We start from the raw sequence: 19,769 nt of genomic DNA on the forward strand, positions 1-19,769 counted from the left end.
AACCCTTGCACGACAGCGCGTTCTTCCGGTTGCGGCTCGGCGGGAAACCCACGGTCGCCGAAGTCGGCGCGCTGCTGGCCACACAGCCGCCGGAGCCCGATTTCCCCGCCCGCAGCAGCCGGATCGCCCGGCTGGGCACCCGGCTGCTGGCAGGCAGGCTCGGTTCGACCTACCTCGTTTCCAACCTCGGCGTCGTTTCGGCGGCGGACGCGGTCACCTCGATCGCGTTCTATCCCGCCGCCAGCGGCCGCTCAGGCGTGGCGTTCGGCGCGGTGACCGTCGGCGAGACGAGCACCGTCACCGTGCGCGCACGCCGCAAGGACTTCGACGACGCCGCCACGGCCGATCTGGCCGACGGGATCGTGGAAGCCTTGCGGCGTCAGGACCCGAGGATGGGGGATGGCCACCCCGGCCACGTCGCGCACGAGTGATTCGAAGCGGTTCACGCTGTGCTCCCAGTCGAACAGACCGGCCCACGTGACGCCGGCCCGGCCCATCTCGCTCCGCCGTACCCGGTCGGCGAGCAGCCCGTCGACCTGCGCGGTGAAGTCGGCGAAGTCGTCGGCCAGCAGACCCGTCTTGCCCTCCACAATGGACTCTGCCACGCCGCCCGCCGCCCGGTAGGCCACCGACGGAACGCCGTGCGCGGCGGCCTCCATGATGACGATGCCCCAGCCTTCCTTGACCGACGGGCACAGGTGCAGCCAGGAGCGTTCCAGGATCTCGTGTTTCTCGTCCTCGTCCACCCACCCGTGCAGCCGCACACGGTCCTCGACGCCCCTGTCGCGGGCGTGTTTGCGCAAGACCTCTTCCCACGGGCCCTGGCCCACGACCTCCAGCTTCAGCGTCGGCCAGCGCCGGGACAGTTCCGCGACGACGTCGATTGCGTGCTCGATCCGCTTGTGCGGCACCAGCCTGCTGACCGCGACCAGCGTCGGCTCGGTCTCCCGGACGGCCTTGCCGCGCGGGGGAGTGTCCAAACCGTTGGGTACCACCGTGATGCGTGAGCCTTCGATGCCGAGGCCCGCCAGTTCGCCCTTGGTGATCTCGGAAACCGTGACGTAGCGGCAGTGGCGGAACAGCCACGGCGCCAGCCTCGACTCGATCCACCAGCCGATGCGGCCCAGTGTCTCGCCGAGTGCGCTGATCCACTGTTCCTTGTGGACGTGGTGCACCAGCACGAGGACCGGGCAGCCCGCGACGAGCCTGGCGAAGAACGGCATCCCGTTCTGCACGTCGACGACGAGGTCGGCGTGCGCCTTCCGGATCGCCCGGAGTGCGTGGAGGTAGACACCGAACTTGTTGCCACGGCGGCGATAGCGGACACCGTCGCGCCATTCCCCGGCGTTCGCTCCCGGGTACGCCGCGCACTGGATCTCCACCCGGTATCCGGCCTTGGCGAGCCCTTCGGCCATCCGCTCGACGTACCGCTCGGAGCCGCCGCCCTCCGGATGCCCGGTGTCGCGCCAGTTGACGAGCAGCACACGTGGCCTTTCCATCGTGGTTCTCCCAACCTGTTAGCGACAATGCTAGGTTACCGGTGCGTACACGGTAGATGAATCATTCTCGGAAAGCGATGGTTCGATGGTCGGTAATCGGTCGGTGACCCCAGCAACGATGCCTCATCGCGCCACTTTGCGCAGATCGGTGACGTTGTTCCGGGCTTTTCTCACCGAACAGACGGATCCGGACGGTTTCTACTCGGTGCTCGCCGAGGACTCGGTCCGGCAATTGGCGCAGCACACTCCGTTGAACGGCCGAACCATCGTCGACGTCGGCGGCGGTCCCGGCTATTTCTCCGACGCGTTCCGTGCCGCCGGAGCCACGTATCTCGGCATAGATCCCGACGTCGGAGAGCTGACGGCGCGCGGAGAGGCCGGGGAGAACATGGTGCGCGGCAGCGGGACGAAACTGCCCGTGCGCACCGCTTCCGTCGACGTCTGCTATTCGTCGAACGTCCTCGAACACGTTTCCGAACCCGAGGTCATGCTGGCCGAGATGTGCCGGGTGACCAAACCCGGCGGAACGATTTTCGCCTCGTTCACGCCGTGGTATTCGCCGTGGGGTGGGCACGAGACGGCACCTTGGCATTTCCTCGGTGGCCACTACGCCCGGCGGCGTTATGCCGAAAAGAACGGAAAGGAGCCGAAGAACAAATTCGGCGAGAGCCTTTTCGCCTTTTCGGCCGGCGCGGCCATCCGGTGGGGGAAGGCCGCGCCGCTCGCCGATCTCCAGGAGGTCTACCCGCGCTACCACCCCTCCTGGGCCCAGTGGATCGCGTATGTCCCGGGTGTCCGGGAGATCGCGTCGTGGAATCTGGTGATGGTGCTGCGCAAGCGTTAGTGGCGCGAGGGGGCGCGGCGCTTCGCCAGCAGGAAGACCCCAAGGGCGAGGAACGCCGCGCCGGTGACGCCGAGCACGATCGGCCCGGTGCTCCCGATGAAGTCCAGTTTGCCCTTGTTCTCGTCGACCTGCTTGACCATCGCGTCGACGGTCGCGTCGGTGAACTCCAGCTTGCCGTCGAAGACCACCGTGGGGGTGGGGTTGGCGGCCGACCGCAGTTCCTGGTGCGACTGCTGTTCCTGCTTGACCTGGATACCCGTCACCGGCTCGATCCAGCTGGTGATGGTGCCCTTGTAGAACTGGCCGGCTTCGACGGAATCGCCGGTGGCCCCGATGAGCGAGCCCGGCACCTTCTTCGTCGAGATCTTCGTGTCGGGGATCTCCTGGACGAACTTGTAGACCTCGACACCCTTGATCTCGTCGACGCCCTTGAACCGGGCCTGGACGGGACGGCCGGTGTTGTCGTCGTAGACCTGGTAGTCCTTCTGCTCGGTGTCGAAGGGGAACTTGAAGTTCAGGCCGGGCTGCGGCTTGTACTCCTGGACCTCGTCGGGCTTTTCGTTCTCCTTCTCGGCCTTCTCCTTGAGTTTGGTGACGAAGCTGCTATTGGCCGAGCACTTCGCCTCTTGGTCGCCGCCCGGCGGCACGTAGCCTTCCGCGGTGCGACGGTCGAAACACACCTGGCGTTTGCTCGCGCTGACAACGGTTTGGTCGCTGGTGTCGACGACCGACACGGCCATCAGCCACACCGCGACGTCCGTGCCCTCTTGCATCTCCGGCGGCGCGAAGTTCGCCACCACGTGGGCGGTCGCCTTCAGTTTGGCGTCGTCACGGATCTCCGTGACGGTCTTGTCGCCCACCTTCTTCACCGCGAGCACCTTCGACGCGGTGCCTTCGAGGACCGACGTCGATTCCTGGTTCAGCGGCACCTTGGCGAGTTCGGGTTTCACGTAGGTCGGCAGCAACACCGCGCCGGCGACGGAGAACACCCCTAGGGCCAAGAAGATCAGGCTCAACGCTCGACGCAACGGTCCTCCTGGTGAGACCACGGAAACATCCACATTACCCATCGGTAATCAGTCGCCAGATACTGGCCCGCGCGCCGGTCGGCGTCAAAGGTGTGACCGACGGTCACAGGCACGCCGTGCGACCGGAAGGTGGTACCGGCGCCGCCATTCGGCCCAGTCAGCCAAACATGTTTGTTCCCCGGAACAACGTGATGGGGACCACCATCGGACGACTTCCGGTGCGTGGAAAGGAACTCTGTGCCGCAGGACCCGAACGATCGCCGCGCGCTGGACATCGGCGCGTACTCGGATTCCATCACCGACGTCGAGCTCCGCGACGCCGTCGCCGACGTCGCCGCGCTGCTTTCGTTGCACGGCAACGTGATCCGTGATCTCGACGCCAGGAGATCACGGTGGCGTCCCGGACGGCGGTCGCCGCATCCCGACATCGTCCTGTCCGCGGCCGGACGCCGTCCACAGTGGACGAGATCCGCGAATCCCGAAGTGACCCTGCCGGTCGCCACGACCGCGCGCGGCCGGACGCTCGCGGTGCGGCTCACCGCGCGGCCCGGTCTCGGGCACACGCTGCTGGACCTCGCGAGGATCATCGACGCAGACATGGCGCCGGAAAGAACGGTCTAGGAGTCCGTCAGCCGGACCGCTTCCAGTGCGACGTAGAGCTCGCCGACGTCGACCGGGTCGGACAGGTCGCGCCGGGTCAGTTCCTGCACCCGGCGCAGCCGGTAGCGGACCGTGTTCGGGTGGACGATCAGCCGGTCCGCGGCCTCCTTTGCCGAACCGTGCCCGGCGAACCACGCGTTCAGCGTGTCGAGCAGGACCTGCCGCTCGGCTTGGGGCAGCACCAGCAGCCCGGCCAGCACCGAACGCAGCACGTCCCGCGACATCTCCGGCGCGCTCGCGACCAGCGTGGTGACCGGGGAGTCGCCGAACACGGCGACACCGGCGGCGCCGGTGGCCAGCGAGCGGCGGGCGATCCGGGCCCGGTGGACGGCGTCCGGTACCTCGAGGAATCCGTTGAACGGCCTGCTCATCCCCGCCGCCAGCGGCAGGGTGCCCAGCAGGTCGCGCAGCCGACGGACGTCTTCGACGCGGTCGATCACCACGAGGCCGACCTCGGCGCCCGGCCGCCAGGCCGACTTCCAGCGCCGTGCTCGCAGCAGCGCCTCGACGCCGGGCCGCTCCTCCGGCTCGACGGCTTCCGTCACGACGGCGACGAACGTGCCCGCGGCCGGGAGGTCGAGCTCCTTCGCGGCGTTCTCGAGTTCCGGCTGGGTGGCGAACCGGCCCTGCAGTAGACCGTCGAGCAGGGCGAGCTTCTCCTGCGAGAGCTCGGCGGCGACCTCGCTGTACGCGGTGGTCAGCGCGTCGGAATAGAGATCGATGGTCTTCCAGACGTTGGAGTTGATCTCCACCGTGCGCGCCGGGTTGATGAAGCCGGGGCCCGCCAGTTCCAGCAGGCGTTCGTAGACGAAGATCCCGCCGATCCGGAACGCGCGGAGCACGGACGGCAGCGGGATACCCTGCCTGGCCTGGGCCAGCCCGGTCTTGCGGGCCGCGTCGAGCGGCAGCCCCCGTCCCTCGACGAGCGCCGTCAGCGCCCGTTCGAGATTCGCCCGGCAGACCTTGCGCAATTCGTCCGGCGCGGTGCTGTCCACCTGGTGGTAGAACTCGTCCTCGTCGCTGAGCAGCTGGGCGAGGCGATCACTGAACTCGGGCAGCCGGGTGAGCATCGCCTGCATGAGCACACGCTGCTCCCGGGGTGCGGGAGTAGCGAGAGCTTCGGTGCCCATCCGTCAACTCTAACCCGATGGAGCGGCCGCTTTTTATCACGATGCGACGAAAGGGCGGTTTCACGAGCTGAGCGCGGTTGACAACCTGCGCAGGGTTTCGCGGGCCCGCCGCAGGTCATCGAGGGTGACACCGCTGTCGTCGAGCACGTCCCCGCGCCGGGTTTCGCTCGCGTCCCAGAGCCGCTGCAGCAGTCGCTCGCCCTCGGGGGTGATGGCGTACAAGGCGGAGCGGCGATGGGCGGGATTGGGTCGTGCGCACAGTTCGCCGGCTTCGGTGAGGTCGTCCACGACGCGCTGGACGGCTTGGCGGACCTGGCCGAGCCGTCGCGCGATGGCGGGGACGGCCAGTGGTTCTTCGGACACCGCGCTCAGCACGTGCCAGCGGGCGACGGTCGTGCCCTGCCCGGCGGCCTCCCGTTCGCTGATCCGGCGGCTCACTCCCGCCAGCTCGTAGACGTCGGCGATCAGCAACCGGTAGTCGTGGACGAGCTCGCTCATAGTTGACAGTATACTGTCAAAGTGCCCATCCTGACCGCATGGATGTCGCCGAGCAGATCGCCGCCGTGTTCACCGCCGCCGGACCGCGTCCCGAACTCGCCGCACGGTTGAGCGTGTTCGAGCCGCTGATCGGCAGCTGGGACCTGGTGGTGCACAACCACGCCGAGGACGGGAGCGTCCGGACCGTCGACGGCGAATGGCATTTCGGCTGGGCGCTCGACGGCCGTGCGCTGGCCGATGTGTGGATCAGTCCCGCGCGGGCGAGCAGGACCGGCGGCGTGGACGGCGAGTGGGGGATGAGTCTGCGCTTCTACGACGAGAAGATCGACGCGTTCCGGTCGACCTGGCTCGGTCCCGGCAACGGCTGGGTGATCCCGTTCCTCGGCAAGCCGACGGAGGACGGCTTCGAGATCGAGGCGGACACCGACGGCGTCCGGCGCCGGTGGATCTTCTCCGGGCTGACCGCCGCGAGCTTCTCCTGGCGGGCGGAGGAAACGCTGCCGGGCGGGGCCCCCTTCGTCCGGCAGCGTTTCGAGGCCACTCGTGCGGTCAGTGGTTGATCTTGAACCACGGCTGCGACCAGCCGAGATAGGTGTAGTTCCAGGCGTTCTTGATCTCCGAGATGGTGGTCTCGGTGAAGCTGCCGGGACCGTGGATGTCGTTCGACAGGAACTTGCCGCCGCCGATCGAGATCATGGTGTGTCCCGTGCCGCCGTTGCTGAAGAACGCGAGCCCGCCCGCGGGGACCTGGGTGTCGCCGGGGTGCTTGTACGAGCCCGGGATCTGGGTCCAGTGCACGTAGGCCGTTTCCGAACCGCTCGCGGTCCAGCCGTAGGCCCACGAGTTGATCCGGTCGCACCAGCGGTAGTAGTTCGGGTCGTTGTTCGTGTGCACGTGCGCCTTCGCCCACGCGACGGCTTCGGCGCAGGTCCTCGGGTTGCCGGTGCCCGCGGTGGAGCAGGACAGGGTGCTGCCGGCGCAGTCCGGGGCGACCCGGCCGTCCGAACCGGTGTAGACGTAGGCGTCGCTGATGTAGCCGCCCTTCGACGGCACGTAGTCCCAGATATCGGTGGTGCCGTACTTCCCGGTCACCGTCGTGCCGTTCGTCTGGCAGTCGATCGTGACGGCGGTGCCGCTCGCGACGGTGCCGACCGAACTCGCGCTCGTGCTCGGGCTGGACCGCACGGTCACCGCCACCCCGGAGTCGGTGTTCACCGTGCCCGTCGCCGCGAGCGCCTCGCCCGCGCCGCCGAGCATGATCGCCCCGGCCAGCGCGATCGTGCCCACGGCGCCTCTGGCGATCCTCGATCGGATCTTCATCTGTGTCCTCCAGTGGTTTCCCCGAATAGAGGGCCAGGATGGAGGAACGTCGTACAAGCGCCGTACAAGAAAACGATCGTCCTAAGTGGACTTTTCTATACCGGGACGAGCTCCGGTTCGGGGATTTGCCCGATGATCGGGACATCGTTCGCGTATCGGGCGTTCCGCTCGGTGAGCAGGACCCGCAGCCGGGCGAGCGCCCGGAACTGGGCCGCGCGGACCGCCCCCGCGCTCGGCAGGCCGAGTCGTTCCGCCGTCTCCTCGGCCGAAAGCCCGAACACGAACCGCAGCGCGAGCACCTGCCGGTGCGGCATCGGCAACCGAGCCAGCAGGACCCCGGCCTGCAGCCGGTGCTCCAGCCGTTCGATCTCGTCCGGATCGCGGCGCGCCCACGCCGTCAGCCCGTCGCCGATCTCCGGCACGGAGGCGACCGGTTCGCGGGAACGGCGCCGGTGCTGGTCGGCCACCTTGTGCCCGGCGATCCCGAGGACGAACGCGAGGAACCGGTCCGGGCGGTACCGGTAGCGGGGCAAGGCGATCAGCATCGCCTGCAACACCTCCTGCGCGCAGTCCTGTGCGTCGCAGGCCCCCGTTCCGGCGCTCCCGAGCCTGCTCGCGCAGTAGCGGAACACGTGCGGGGAAAGGAAACGGGTCAACTCCCGGAGCGCGTCCGGGTCACCGGCCACGGCCGCGCGGACCAATCTGCTGTCCGGGTTGGGCAACCGCCCCGCCGTGGCGGCGGCACGGGAGTCCGCGGGTACCGTCGAGGGCGCTACCTCGTCCAAGTCTGCACTCCTGGTTCGGGGGAACTGGCCGCCAAGGTGCGCCCGTCATCGGGGGCCGGGACTTCGTGCGCGGTTGTCCAGCTTGCCGTTCCGTGCAGGGGATGTCCATACGACGGGCCGGAAGTCATCCGAACCGCGCAATGTCTACTATGGACTGTTATCCGGCGATACCTTGAGACAGGACAGCACCGGGGGATAGGCGGTGGTGTCGGTGCTGAGCAGATCCGACGTCCAGACCACGCAGTGCGCGAGCACGCGGATCCGCTGGTCGAGATCCGCGTTCTCGCAGGCTTGCCCGATCTGGTCGGCGCAGGTGTCCCGGTCGTCGCGGACACTGGCGGCGATCGCGCGGACGATCGCCGCCACTCCCGGCTCGAGGCGGTCGGGCCGGACCGTCATGCCCGCGTGATCACGCAGGCGCAGCGTGAACGGTTCGCCGATCCGCAGTGAACGGCGGCGATCCTTGGCCGCCAAGGAGAAAGTGTCGACCAGTCGTCCGACGACGTCGTCGAGCGCCGGTCCTCTCCGGGTGGTGGAGGCGATGGACATCAGTGCGGTGGCGAGCCGGTCGGCTTCACCTGATCTGGTGAGCGACAGGAGATCGCGTGCGGCGGTGTGCGCGCGTTTGGTGGTGGGTGTCATGTCGGGCCCCTCGTTCGGTGTGCCGACTCCCGATACCCCGCAGGTCGCGGGCTAAACCTGAGGGATCGTCGGATTGGCGCGAGCGGGGGCGCGGGTTGCGCCGTTCGGCTCACTTCCGTGAAGGCCTCCTTGAGGGACCCTGGGTCCCTCAAGGAGGCCTTCACGGACCGGGAAGACAAGGCACGTGAGTGCGGTGCTTCTAACGCGTGAGCAGGTCTCGAAGCGCCTTCGCCACCTCCGCGGGCGACTCTTCGGCCATGAAGTGACCCGACGTGACCGTCCGGTGGTCCAGGTCGGTCGCCCACGCTTGCCAGAGCGCGACGGCGTCGTACCCGAGCACGGCGCCCCAGTCCTGCTGAAGCACGGTGAGCGGCATCGTGAGCCGGTTGCCGGCCGCGCGGTCCGCCTCGTCGTGCTCGATGTCGATGCCCGCCGACGCGCGGTAGTCGGCGACGATGGAGGGCACCGCGTTCCGTGACGCCTCCAGGTACGCGGCACGGACGTCGGCGGGGATCGCGTCGCCGTCGCGCGTCCACGCGTCGAGGAAGTGACCGAAGAACGCGTCCGGCGCGCCCGCGATCAGCTGTTCCGGCAGTCCGGGCGGCTGGGCCATCAGGTAGAGGTGGAAGCCGACCGCGGCGCCGGCGCCGTGCAGCACGTCCCACATGTCCAGCGTCGGCAGCACGTCGAGGATCGCGAGGTGGCTGACCTTGTCCGCGTGGTCGAGCCCGGCCCGCAGGGCCACCAGCGCGCCCCGGTCGTGCCCGGCGAGGGCGAACCGGTCGTGGCCGAAGGCCTTCGCGACGGCGACGACGTCGGCCGCCATCGATCGCTTCGAGTAGGTCTCGCCGGTGTCGGCGGGCTTGTCGCTTTCGCCGTATCCTCGCAGGTCAGGGCAGAGGACGGTGTGGTCGGCCGCCAGATCCGCCGCGACGTGCCGCCACATGAGGTGGGTCTGGGGGAAGCCGTGGAGCAGCACGATCGGGCTGCCCGTCCCGGCGACGGCGACGTCCAGTGCCACGCCGTCCGCGACGGGCACACGCTGGTAGTCGAATCCGGTGATGCGCATGGGTACCTTCCTGGTCGTTCCGTGACGACCGCCAGCGTTCCCGGCCCGGATCAGCACCCGGTCAGCGACGACCGAGCGGCCGGGGCACGATGATCACCGTCGGTGAAGGAGGTGACGATGCGGTTCGGGGTGCTCGGCCCGCTCGTGGCCGAGGACGCGCGCGGCGAGGTCGGGCTCAAGGGGCCGCGACACCGCGCGGTGCTGGCCAGGCTGCTGATCGCCCGCGGCCGGGTCGTGCCGGTGGAACGGCTGGTCGACGATCTGTGGGAACGGCCGCCCGAGGGCGCGGTCGGCGCGGTGCAGACCTTCGTCGGTGCCCTGCGCCGCGCGCTGGAACCGGATCGCGCGCCTCGTGAGCCGGCACGGCTGCTCGTCACGGTCGCCCGCGGCTACGCCCTGCGTGCCGATTCCGTCGACGCGTGGGACTTCGAGGCCGCCGTCGCCACGGCCCGTGAGCTTCTCGACGCCCGCCGGGCCGACGCGGCACTGTCTCAAGTGGACACCGCGCTCGCGTTGTGGCGCGGCCCCGCGTATGCCGAGTTCGCCGAGGAAGGCTGGGCGCTCGGCGAGGTCTCCCGGCTGACCGAACTCCGGTTGCTGGCGAGTGAGCTTCGTGCCGAAGCCCTTCTCGCGCTCGGCCGGGCCGCCGAGGTGGTCCCCGAGCTGGAACCCCGGGTCCACGAGTATCCCTTGCGGGAGAACGGTTCCCGATTGCTGGCGCTGGCGCTCTACCGCTCCGGACGGCAAGGTGACGCCTTGGCGGTGCTGCGCGCGACGCGGGAACGGCTCGCCGACGAACTCGGCATCGATCCCGGCGCCGGCCTGCGAGACCTGGAAGCCGACATCCTCGCGCAAGCGCCCCGGCTGGAGCAGTCCGTGCCCGAGATCCCCGAGCGGCCCCTGATCGGGCGGGACGCGGAATTGGCCAGGCTCGAAGAAGCCTCGGCGGGGTCGGGGCTGGTACTCGTGTCGGGCGAGGCGGGAGTGGGGAAGACCGCGCTCGCCGAGGCGTTCTCCGCCCGTCTCGCCGCGCGCGGCTGGACCACGGCCTGGGGAAGCAACCCCGACGACGAGGGCACGCCGCCCGCCTACGCCTGGAGCCGGATCCTCGCGACGCTCGCCGAGGCCGGGTACGGCGCGCCACCGACCGCGGATCCGGCGACCGAGGATCCCCTGGCCGCGCGCTGGCGATGGCACCGGGCGGTCGCCGCCTACCTCTCCGGTGCCGCGCCCTTGCTGCTCGTCCTCGACGACCTGCACTGGGCGGGCGAAGAGACGTTGGCGCTGCTGGCCTCGGTGCTGAGCGAGCCGGTGCTGATCGTCGCGACCTATCGCGGCACCGACCCGCCCGCGCGGTTGACGGACTTCCTCGGCCGGGCCGCACGTCACGAGCCGGCGCGGATCTATCTCGGCGGGCTGCCCGAGACCGAGATCGCCGCGCTGGTCGGAGCCACGACCGGGGAAGAGATCGAGCCGGAGACCGCCGCGGTTCTCCATCGACGCAGTGGCGGGAACGCGTTCTTCGTCCGCGAACTCGCCCGCCTGCTGGCCGCCGAAGGGCCTGCCGCCTTGGCCGCGGTGCCGCCCGGAGTCCGCGACGTCGTCCGGCACCGGGTGGACGCGTTGCCGGACGAGGTCCGCGGTGTGGTGCGGCGCGCGGCGGTGCTCGGTACGGACGTCGATCTGGACGTACTAGAGGCCCTGGTGGGGGAAACCGCGCTCGACGCGGTGGAAGTCGCGGCTAGGCAAGGGATCCTGACCGAGCGGGCGCCGAACCGGTTCCGATTCGCGCACGCGCTCGTGCGGGACACGCTCTACCACGACCTCTCCCGTTCGCGACGGGCTCGCGAGCACGGCGGGATCGCCGAGGCGCTGGAACGTCTTCGCCCGGACGACGTCGACGCGCTGGCGCATCATTTCCTCCTGTCGGAGGAGCACGGCGACCGGGCCGCACGCTACGCGCGGGCAGCCGCGGAACGGGCCGAAAGCCGTTTCGCCCCAACGGAAGCGGCTCGGCTCTGGGAGGCGGCGCTCACCGCGTACGACCGATCCGGCGGCTCCGACCCGGAGAAGCGGCTGGAGCTGATCATGGGCATGGCCCGTGCCTCGGCCGTCGCCGGCGGCCTCGGCCGGTCACGGCGGCATCGGGCCGAAGCGCTGGAACTGGCGGAAAAGCTGGACGATCCGCTGTTGACCGCGCGGGTGATCGGCGCCTTCGACGTTCCCGCCATCTGGACCGAAAGCGACGACAGGGAGCTCGCGTCCCGGATCGCGGGTGCCGTCGAGCGGACTCTCGCCGCGTTACCGGAGGAGCGGCGGGCGGAGCGGTGCCGCCTGCTGGCCACGCTCGCCGTCGAACTGCGCAACGCGGGCGGACGGCGGGCTCGCGACGCAGCCAGGGAAGCCGAGACGCTCGCCCGGGAGCTCGAAGACCCGGCGCTGCTCGCGTTCGCGCTCAACGCCCGGTTCCTGCAGTCCTTCGACCGCGCGGGGCTCGCGCCCGAGCGGGCGGCGATCGGCGCCGAACTGGTCGATCTCGCGTCGCGGCACGGGCTGGTGACGTTCGAGGTGCTCGGGCATCTCGTGCTCCTGCAGGCGAAGAGCGCGCTCGCGGAGTTCGCCGCCGCGGACCAGCACGCCGCGTCGGCCGCCGAGCTCGGCGAGAAGTACGGCCTGCCGCTCGTGGGCGTGTTCACCCGGTGGTACCGCGCGATGCGGACCGCGATGACCGGCCCGGGCGGGGCGGCCGCCTATCGTGCCGCGGCGGCGGGACTCGCCGGGACGGCCATGTCCGGAGTGGACAACGGGATCCTCGCGCTCGCCCTGTTCTGCGACCGGCTCCAGCGCGGCCTTCCACCGCAAGCGCTCGAAGAGAGCTACGGCGCCTATGAAAGCTGGTGCCGTCCGGTACTCCCGATCCCGGACTCGCCCCGGGATCTGCTGTTCGAGGCCCGCACCTGTCTGCACGCCGTGGTCGCGATCGAACTCGGCGACCGGGCGGCGATGGAACGCCTGTACGCCGAGCTTCTGCCCGCCGAGGGCGAGATCGCCGGTGCCGGGAGCGGGATGCTCACCCTCCGCCCGGTCGCCCATTACCTCGGCGACCTGGCGACGGCACTCGGTCTGCCGGAAGCGGCCGGGCACTACCGGAAGGCGCGGGCCATCGCGGTGAAAGCCGGTTCACCGCACTGGGGTTAGCTCACTGCTCCCGCATCGCGCGGCGGATCTCGGCCAGCTTGTCCTTCGCGGCCTTGTCACGGTCGGCGATCTTCTTGTCCAGCGAAGCGACGTCTTCCTTGCCGCCGAGGCCGGCGAGCTCGGTCGAGCCCAGCGAGGTCGTGTACCGCTGCTCGATCCGGTCCCGCACGTGATCGAACGACGGCACGCCGCCTTCGCTGTAATCCGGCTCCGGGACCTCGACAGGGGCTGTCGGGGACTCTTCGACGATCTCGGCGTCGAGGATCTCCTTGTCCGGGTCTTTCTCGGTCATCGTCCACTCCGTCCTGCGTGCCACGGCACGGCTTCGGTCATCAACCCGAGCATGCCCGAAACCAGCCGCATCTGGTCGACCGTGCGGATGTCGGCCTCGACCAGCCGCGGCGAGCAGACCATGACCGCGAGCGCCTGCGCCCGCGAAAGCGCGACGTTGAGCCGGTTCCGGGAGAGCAGGAAGTCCAGGCCACGCGGCAGATCGACCGCCGAGGACGAGGTCATCGTGGTGATCACCACCGGCGCCTCCTGGCCTTGGAACCGGTCCACCGTGCCCACCCGCACACCGGGATGCCCGGCCTCGTCCAGCGCGCGGGCGACGACCCTGGCCTGCAGGTTGTACGGCGCCACGACCAGGATGTCCTCGTCGCCGAGCGGCCGGGACTCGCCGTGGTCGGTCCAGGCTCGGCCGTGGAGTTCGGCGACGAGGGCGGTGACCGCCTCGGCCTCCTCGACCGACCGCGTCGTGTTGCCGTGGTGGTCGACCTCGGCGAGGTACAGGCCCGCTTCGACGCCGTCGATCGCGCGCTCGGCGGCCGATGGATGCGAGTGCAGACGGCCCGCGTAGGACAGCCGTGACACCGGCGCGCAGACGGCGGGATGCATCCGCCGGGTCTCGTCGAGGAAGTACCCGAGTTCGGCGGGGATGATGTCCGCCTCGCCGATCAGATGCCCGAGCGCGGACGCCTCGGCACCGGCGGGATGCGTGCCCTGCACGACCTGCGGCAGCTGCTGCGGATCGCCCAGCAGCAGGAGATTCTTGGCGCACATCGACACCGCGAGCGCGTCGGCGAGGGCGAACTGGCCAGCCTCGTCGATGATCAGCAGGTCGAACGGCTCTTCCCGGATCGCCGCGTTCGCGAACGTCCAGGCGGTGCCGCCGACCAGATGGCCGGTGTCGTGCTCCTCGCGCCATTTCACCAGCGCGGGATTGGTCTTCGGCTGCTCCCACGGCGCGGCCGGATCCGGGGTGCGCTTGGCGCGTTTCGCGCACGGCAGGTCCGGAGCGTTCTTCAGCGCGGCGGACAGCACGTTCTCCACGGCCTTGTGGCTGGTCGAGGTGACGGCGATCGTCTTGCCCGCGCGCACGAGTTTCGCGATCAGCCTGCCTGCCAGATAGGTCTTGCCCGCGCCCGGCGGGCCTTGGACGGCGAGCGTGGACCCATCGAGCGCTTCGACGGCCTCGATCACCGTGTTCACCAGGTCGGTCCCGGGTTCGGGCAAGGGCTTGTCGTCGTGAAGCCGGGGTGTCGTGCGCCGGAGCAGGTCGACACCTGGATGGGCTGGCAGCGTCGGCAGGCCGTCGACGACCAGACGGGCGAGATCCGCGACGGCGTCGTCCTTGGGGGAAGGACGGACCGGGCTCCCGGGCAGCACCGCGACCGGCCGGTCGGCGGTGGTCTCGTCCGGCGGGCAGCTCTCTTCGAGGGTCAGTTCGACGGCGGTGGCCGAGACGACCTTGGCGTCGCGCGCGGCCGCGCCGTACCGCAGGCGGACGTCGTCGCCGGGGGCGAAGGGATGCGGGCGGTCCGGGTCGCAGCGGAGCACGAGCGAACGTTTCGCCTTGCGGACCCGGCCCGACGGCGGGACCCATTCCCCGGCTTCCAGCGAGATCGGGACGGTGCAGGCGTTGTCGGTCTCCAGATCGCCGAGCGGGGCGGCCAGCTGGCGGAAGTACTCCCACCACGCCGGATTCGTCTCGCGGCGGTGGTAGCCGACCGACGCGGCCAGCAGTGCTCGGGCGCGGTCCTCGCCGGTGAACTCGGCCGGATCGTCGGGCAGCCCGTCCAGCAGCGGATCGACCAGCGCGGCCAGCTGCGCCGCGCGTTCGGCGCGTTTCTGGGCGGCGACGTCCTCTTCGGTCTGGCGGAGCAGAGCGTCCACATCGGACTCTTCGGGCGGCTCGGCGAGCGCGATCCCTTCGTCCACGCGGATCTTGTGGAGGAACTCGAACAACCGCAGCGTGGAGACGCAGTCGTATTCGTTGTAGTCGCCGATCCCGCGCAGCACCTCGTCCGCGTGCTCGGTCTCGCCGGAGGCGGTGAGTGTCAGGTACTCCTCGTAGGCCTCGATGCTCGACACCGCCGTCTTGACGTCGCCGTCGCGGGCTTCGGGCATGTAGAGCGGTTCGAGGTACTTGATCGAGTACGACCGCTGCGAGACCCGGAGTGCCTTGCGCACCACGGAATACAGATCCACCAGGCCGCCGCTGCGCAGCAGATGGTCGACGGCGTCCTCACGGGTTCCGTGCACGGCGGCGAGCCGTTTGATCGCGGTGACCTCGTACGGCGCGTAGTGGTAGACGTGCGAGCCGGGATGCTCGGCGAGCCGCGCGGTGGCGAAGTCGATGAACTCTTCGAAAGCCCGCTTCTCCTGCGACCGGTTGTGCGCCCAGAACGGGGTGAACTGCGTGCCGTCGTCGGCTGTCACGGCGCCGAAGAGGTATTCCAGTCCTTCGCCCGCCAGCGCGTACGGGTCGCCTTCCATGTCGAAGAAGACGTCACCGGGCGCGGGTGGCGGCAGTTCGGCCAGCGCGTCCGGATCGATGATCTCGTAGGCGATCTGCCCGGTTTCGTCCTGCCGGACCTGGATCGCGGCCTGGGCGCGCAGCGTGGTGAACGACGTCGTCGAGATGTCGCGCGGACGGTCTTCCGGCGCGGCGGCCGCGAGCGCGTCGATGGTGCCGAGTCCAGCGGCGACGAGTTTGCGCCGCTGATCGCCGCGCATCCCCGCGACCAGCGAAAGGTCACGGTCGGCTTCGCGGGCGCTCGCGCAGTGCGCGGCGTAGGAGCAGCCGCCGCACGCGGGCCGCTCGTCGGCCCAGAGCTGGACCGGCAGGGTCGGCGGCCGGTTCCGCAGCCGGGCGCGGAGCCGGTCCACCAGCGGGAGGAAGTCGTCGACGCGGAACGAGCGCGTGCTGTGATCGCCGAGCAGCAGGTGCATCCGCGGACCGGCGGGCCAGCCCGCCCGGCGCAGGGCGTCGGCGTACGCGGTCAGCTGGACGACCGCGGCGGGCTTCGCGTGCCTGGCCAGCTTCGTGTCGTAGACCTCGTAGCGGCCTTCGTCGTCCCGCATCAGGAAGTCGGCCCGGCCGGAGAACTCGCCGTCGTGGAAGACCGCCTGGTAGATCACCGGAGCACCGGCCCGAAGCGCTTCCTCGGTGGCTTTCGCGGCGACGACCGGGTCTCGTTCGTCGATCTCGACGACGGCGCTCCGCTCGCCGCGCAGCTTGTCCAGCGTCGCGGCCTCGTGCGCGCGGCCGTGCGTGACCGCGAGCTGATCCGGCCCGGAACCCGGCCGCGGCGCGCCCGGCAGGCCGGCGGCCAGCGCCTGGTTGAGGAGGCTGCGGTGCTCGCATTCGAGCAGGTCGGCGAGATCGGACGGGGTGTACATCGCCCGGGAGTCTTACATGGACTCCGGCCGCGATCGTCCCGGCGCGCCGGAGTCAGCCCGAGGTGTGGTCGAACGTCAGGTGCGAGGTGATCCGGTAGCGGTCGCCGCGGTAGATCGAGCGGGTGTACTCGATCACGCGGCCGCCGTCGTCGCGGGTGGTGCGTTCGAACAGCAGCGCGGGAGAGTGCTGTGGGACGCCGAGCAGGCCGGATTCGTCGGGGTCGGTGACGGTCGGCTCGATGATCTGTACGGCCGTCGCCGGCACGACCTCGTACCGCGTGCGGAGCAGTTCGTAGAACGAGCCGGATTCGAAACCCGCGGCCGTGATGTCGGGCACGAGATCGCGCGGGACCAGGATCCGCTCGATCGCCATCGGTGCTTCTTCTACGACGCGGACGCGGGTGACGGCCACCAGTGTGTGGCCGGGGGAGACCTCGAGTCGTTTCCCGAGCCGGGCACCGGCGGGTGTGGTGGCGAAGTCGATCACGCGGCTGGTCCAGTGGCCCTCGGCGGGCGGGGCGAACTGCTCGCCGCCGGTGGCGGGCAGGAGGTCCTGGGAGATCTTGCGCGGCGCGGTGAACGTGCCGCGGCCGTGCTCGCGGACCACGAGGCCGTCGCGTTCCAATTCGTCGATCGCGGCCCGCAAGGTGGGGCGCGAGACGCCGATTTCGGTGCTCAGCGCGCGTTCGGAAGGCAGGACCTCACCCGGCTGCCGCCGCTCGATGAGCTGGCGTAGTCGATCCTTGACCTCTGTTCGCCGCATGACCACAGCCTACCCAGTGGTCACGGAGAATTGGCTGGTGGACAAGTTGTCTAGACCTATTGACTTTACCACTTCACCGGGCGACGGTGGAAAGAAACTGACCAGTGGTAAAGGAGACGAGATGTCGACCTCAGGGAAGTTCCGCGCCGCCGCCGTCGCGGTGTTGTCGGTCGCCGCACTGGGTCTGGCGCCGGGCGCCGCTTCGGGAGCGGCCGGTTGCGGCGCGCTGTTCGACGACTTCCACTACGGCTCGCATACCGACGGTCTCCTCGCCGAGCACGGCTGGCAGGTGCGATCAGGTGCGGGCGGCCCCGGTGTCGGCGGTGCGCGCTGGGCGCCCGAGGGCATCACGTTCCCGACGTCGGACGGGGACAAGGTGCTGCAACTCGCCTCCACCACCGACGGCACGCCCGCGGGGACGACGCAGACCGAGATCATGCAGCCCGATCGCCGGTTCTTCGAAGGGACCTACGCGGCGCGGATCCGTTTCTCCGACGCGCCGGCGTCCGGACCCGACGGCGACCGGATCAATCAGACGTTCTTCACGATCAGCCCGCTCCGCTACGACAACGACCCGATCTACAGCGAGCTGGACTTCTCGGAGTACCTGCCCAACGGCGGATGGGGCGAGGCGGGGCCGGTGAACTTCCAGACCAGCTGGCACACCTACACGCCGGATCCCTGGTACGCCGAGAACAAGAGCGACAGCCAGCGCCGCAGCATCGACGGCTGGCACTCCGTCGTCGCGACGGTGTCCGACGGCCATGTGCGGTACTACATCGACGGTGCCCTGGTGGCCGATCACGACCGCAGTGGGCCGTTCGATGTGTACCCGCGGCAGAACATGTCGCTCAACGTGAACCAGTGGTTCATCGATCTCACGCAGCACAGCGGCGGGACGAGCACCTACCTCGAACAGGTGGACTGGGTCTACTACGCGAAGAACGAGGTGCTGACGCCGCAGGCCGCCGCCGACCGGGCCGCGTCGTACCGGTCTTCGGGCGTGCGGTTCAGTGACGATCTCGATGGCTGTTAGATATGAACGGTGGATCGGCTGACTGAACGCTTCGAGGAACACCGGACCAGGCTGCGGGCGGTCGCCTACCGGATGCTGGGCTCGGCCAGCGAGGCCGAAGACGCCGTCCAGGACACGTGGCTGCGACTGAACCGCACCGACGCGGCGGAGATCGAGAACCTTGGCGGCTGGCTGACCACCGTGGTGGCGAGGGTGTGCCTGAACGTGTTGCGCTCACGCGACCACCGGCGGGAGGAACCGCTCGACGCCGCGTTCTCCGAGCCCGCCGACTCCACGGTCGATCCCGCCGCCGACGCGGTGCTCGCCGACTCGGTGGGCCTGGCGATGCTGGTGGTCCTGGACACGCTGGCCCCCGCCGAACGGCTCGCGTTCGTCCTGCACGACATGTTCGCGGTGCCGTTTGACGAGATCGCCCCGCTGATCGACCGCACCCCGGCCGCCGCGAGGCAACTCGCGAGTCGCGCCCGGCGCCGTGTCCAGGGGCGTCCCATCGCCACGGAACCGGACGTCGCGCGACGGCGCCAGGTCGTCGACGCCTACCTGACCGCGGCTCGCGGCGGCGACTTCGCCGCGCTCCTCGAACTCCTGCACCCCGACGTCGTCCTCCGCGCGGACAAGGCGGCAGGCCCCTCGCGCGAGCCGATCTTCCTGCGCGGCGCCAGTGTGGTGGCCCGCGGCGCGGCGGCCGCTTCGGTGCGGGCGGCGGTCACCCAGCTCGCGCTGGTGAACGGCGGTATCGGCCTCGTGATGGCCGACGAAGGACGGCCCTCGGTGGTGCTCGCGTTCGCTTTCGTGGACGGGAAGATCAGCGAAATCGACGTCATCGCGGACCGGGAACGGGTGCGGGGGCTGGATTTGGTGATGGTGGACTGATCGGGGTTGCGGTTCGGTCGCGAACGAATACCGATGGCCCGGGCTTTCGCTTGAGTCGTTAACGGTCGTGTGGTGCCGGCCGCCTTCTTTCGGCGACCGGCTGGAAGGTTTCGAAGGTAACGCCCAGTTCTTCCGTGTGGTGACGAAACTCGCCCGACGGAAGGAGGAACACAGGGGACTCAACCTGACCCGCGCGACGCTGAGCGCGGTCCTCAAGTATCCGCGTCAAGCATGGTCACCGTCGGCTGAAGAAGGACGTCGGCTTCAACGAATACCGCTTTCGGGAGCAGATCGACGCGATCGACAGGCCTCCGTTGGCCGTTCAACAGGAAGGCCGGCGATCGGTTGTTCATGTGCCTGGAGAAGTCGCCGAACAGTCCGAAGGAGGCGAAGGGGACTTTCAAGGGCAACAGGGAGGCTCGGTGTGCCAGAGCTGTCACCGACTACATCTGTCTGCTCACCGAAGCGCAAGCGGTCGATCTTGGCGAGCGATTGGCAGGCAGGTCACAGAGTTCGATGTTCGGAACCTGGTTCAACTGAACGAGCGCATGCCGAGGGGCCCGTCGCCATGTGGTCGGCGGGCTCCCTCGGTGTCAGCGGTGGTTGCGGCGGGGTGTTTGGAGTGGGTCGAGGTATTGCGGTGGGATGAATTCGGGTCGTCCGTTGGTGATGTGGACTTTCCAGCCGGATTGGCCGTGGATGACCATGTGGTGGTCTGGCCGATGGCCGCTGGCACGCCA

17 protein-coding genes are annotated in these 19,769 nt (G+C 69.6%); 6 read left to right on the plus strand and 11 right to left on the minus strand.

The genetic code is table 11. From position 1 onward, the window contains the following. Positions 1-251 precede the first annotated feature (251 nt). On the minus strand, positions 252-1,484 hold the full coding sequence (locus ED92_RS40835; RefSeq protein WP_037348253.1) for a glycosyltransferase family 4 protein: 1,233 nt from the start codon (positions 1,482-1,484) through the stop codon (positions 252-254). A gap of 163 nt (positions 1,485-1,647) precedes the next feature. Here ED92_RS40835 and ED92_RS40840 point away from each other — a divergent pair, with 163 nt between their 5' ends. Then, positions 1,648-2,343 (plus strand): class I SAM-dependent methyltransferase, encoded by a 696-nt coding sequence (locus tag ED92_RS40840; protein WP_037348256.1) that lies wholly within the window; start codon positions 1,648-1,650, stop codon positions 2,341-2,343. Here the strand turns inward: ED92_RS40840 and ED92_RS40845 are convergent. Then, positions 2,340-3,371 (minus strand): DUF3068 domain-containing protein, encoded by a 1,032-nt coding sequence (locus ED92_RS40845; protein WP_052121334.1) that lies wholly within the window; start codon positions 3,369-3,371, stop codon positions 2,340-2,342. The genes ED92_RS40840 and ED92_RS40845 overlap by 4 nt on opposite strands. A 237-nt stretch (positions 3,372-3,608) precedes the next feature. Between ED92_RS40845 and ED92_RS40850 the strand changes: the two genes are divergently transcribed. After that, positions 3,609-3,992 carry a hypothetical protein gene (locus tag ED92_RS40850; RefSeq protein WP_037348260.1) on the plus strand — a complete coding sequence of 128 codons (384 nt, stop codon included), beginning with the start codon at positions 3,609-3,611 and terminating at the stop codon, positions 3,990-3,992. Here ED92_RS40850 and ED92_RS40855 read toward each other — a convergent pair. After that, positions 3,989-5,161 carry a CdaR family transcriptional regulator gene (locus tag ED92_RS40855; RefSeq protein WP_037348262.1) on the minus strand — a complete coding sequence of 391 codons (1,173 nt, stop codon included), beginning with the start codon at positions 5,159-5,161 and terminating at the stop codon, positions 3,989-3,991. The genes ED92_RS40850 and ED92_RS40855 overlap by 4 nt on opposite strands. A 60-nt stretch (positions 5,162-5,221) precedes the next feature. Continuing rightward, on the minus strand, positions 5,222-5,659 hold the full coding sequence (locus ED92_RS40860) for a MarR family winged helix-turn-helix transcriptional regulator (RefSeq protein ID WP_037348263.1): 438 nt from the start codon (positions 5,657-5,659) through the stop codon (positions 5,222-5,224). A gap of 38 nt (positions 5,660-5,697) precedes the next feature. Between ED92_RS40860 and ED92_RS40865 the strand changes: the two genes are divergently transcribed. Further along, positions 5,698-6,219 carry a hypothetical protein gene (locus ED92_RS40865; protein WP_037348264.1) on the plus strand — a complete coding sequence of 174 codons (522 nt, stop codon included), beginning with the start codon at positions 5,698-5,700 and terminating at the stop codon, positions 6,217-6,219. On the opposite strand, the gene ED92_RS40870 is transcribed toward ED92_RS40865, so the two are convergent. The 4 genes from ED92_RS40870 to ED92_RS40885 form a co-directional block, all read right to left on the minus strand. Continuing rightward, positions 6,209-6,979 (minus strand): SH3 domain-containing protein, encoded by a 771-nt coding sequence (locus ED92_RS40870; protein WP_037348265.1) that lies wholly within the window; start codon positions 6,977-6,979, stop codon positions 6,209-6,211. The two genes, ED92_RS40865 and ED92_RS40870, sit on opposite strands and share 11 nt — an antisense overlap. 95 nt (positions 6,980-7,074) lie before the next feature. Then, complete coding sequence (locus ED92_RS40875) at positions 7,075-7,764, minus strand: sigma-70 family RNA polymerase sigma factor (protein WP_037348266.1); 690 nt, start codon at positions 7,762-7,764, stop codon at positions 7,075-7,077. Between the two features lie 147 nt (positions 7,765-7,911). After that, positions 7,912-8,406 carry a hypothetical protein gene (locus ED92_RS40880; protein ID WP_037348268.1) on the minus strand — a complete coding sequence of 165 codons (495 nt, stop codon included), beginning with the start codon at positions 8,404-8,406 and terminating at the stop codon, positions 7,912-7,914. Between the two features lie 199 nt (positions 8,407-8,605). Then, positions 8,606-9,475 (minus strand): alpha/beta fold hydrolase, encoded by an 870-nt coding sequence (locus ED92_RS40885; RefSeq protein WP_037348270.1) that lies wholly within the window; start codon positions 9,473-9,475, stop codon positions 8,606-8,608. A gap of 117 nt (positions 9,476-9,592) precedes the next feature. Between ED92_RS40885 and ED92_RS40890 the strand changes: the two genes are divergently transcribed. Further along, positions 9,593-12,673: a BTAD domain-containing putative transcriptional regulator gene (locus ED92_RS40890; RefSeq protein ID WP_037348298.1), complete on the plus strand. Its 3,081-nt coding sequence runs from the start codon at positions 9,593-9,595 to the stop codon at positions 12,671-12,673. Position 12,674: 1 nt separating this feature from the next. Here ED92_RS40890 and ED92_RS40895 read toward each other — a convergent pair whose 3' ends face one another. The 3 genes from ED92_RS40895 to ED92_RS40905 are packed head-to-tail and all read right to left on the minus strand — an operon-like array spanning position 12,675 to position 17,120. Continuing rightward, positions 12,675-12,965, minus strand: coding sequence for a hypothetical protein (locus ED92_RS40895; RefSeq protein WP_016335297.1), 291 nt, complete (start codon positions 12,963-12,965; stop codon positions 12,675-12,677). Then, complete coding sequence (locus ED92_RS40900) at positions 12,962-16,357, minus strand: TM0106 family RecB-like putative nuclease (RefSeq protein ID WP_037348273.1); 3,396 nt, start codon at positions 16,355-16,357, stop codon at positions 12,962-12,964. The genes ED92_RS40895 and ED92_RS40900 overlap by 4 nt, the downstream gene beginning before the upstream one ends. A gap of 52 nt (positions 16,358-16,409) precedes the next feature. After that, positions 16,410-17,120 carry a GntR family transcriptional regulator gene (locus ED92_RS40905; protein ID WP_037348275.1) on the minus strand — a complete coding sequence of 237 codons (711 nt, stop codon included), beginning with the start codon at positions 17,118-17,120 and terminating at the stop codon, positions 16,410-16,412. Positions 17,121-17,241: 121 nt separating this feature from the next. Here ED92_RS40905 and ED92_RS40910 point away from each other — a divergent pair, with 121 nt between their 5' ends. Together ED92_RS40910 and ED92_RS40915 are read left to right on the plus strand one after the other, a co-directional pair. Further along, positions 17,242-18,156, plus strand: a complete 915-nt coding sequence (locus tag ED92_RS40910; RefSeq protein WP_037348277.1) for a glycoside hydrolase family 16 protein — start codon at positions 17,242-17,244, stop codon at positions 18,154-18,156. A 9-nt stretch (positions 18,157-18,165) separates the two neighbouring features. After that, positions 18,166-19,029 carry a sigma-70 family RNA polymerase sigma factor gene (locus tag ED92_RS40915; RefSeq protein ID WP_037348279.1) on the plus strand — a complete coding sequence of 288 codons (864 nt, stop codon included), beginning with the start codon at positions 18,166-18,168 and terminating at the stop codon, positions 19,027-19,029. The last annotated feature ends 740 nt before the right edge of the window (positions 19,030-19,769 follow it).

The sequence above is a fragment of the Amycolatopsis sp. MJM2582 genome (assembly GCF_000754115.1).
Lineage (GTDB): Bacteria > Actinomycetota > Actinomycetes > Mycobacteriales > Pseudonocardiaceae > Amycolatopsis > Amycolatopsis japonica.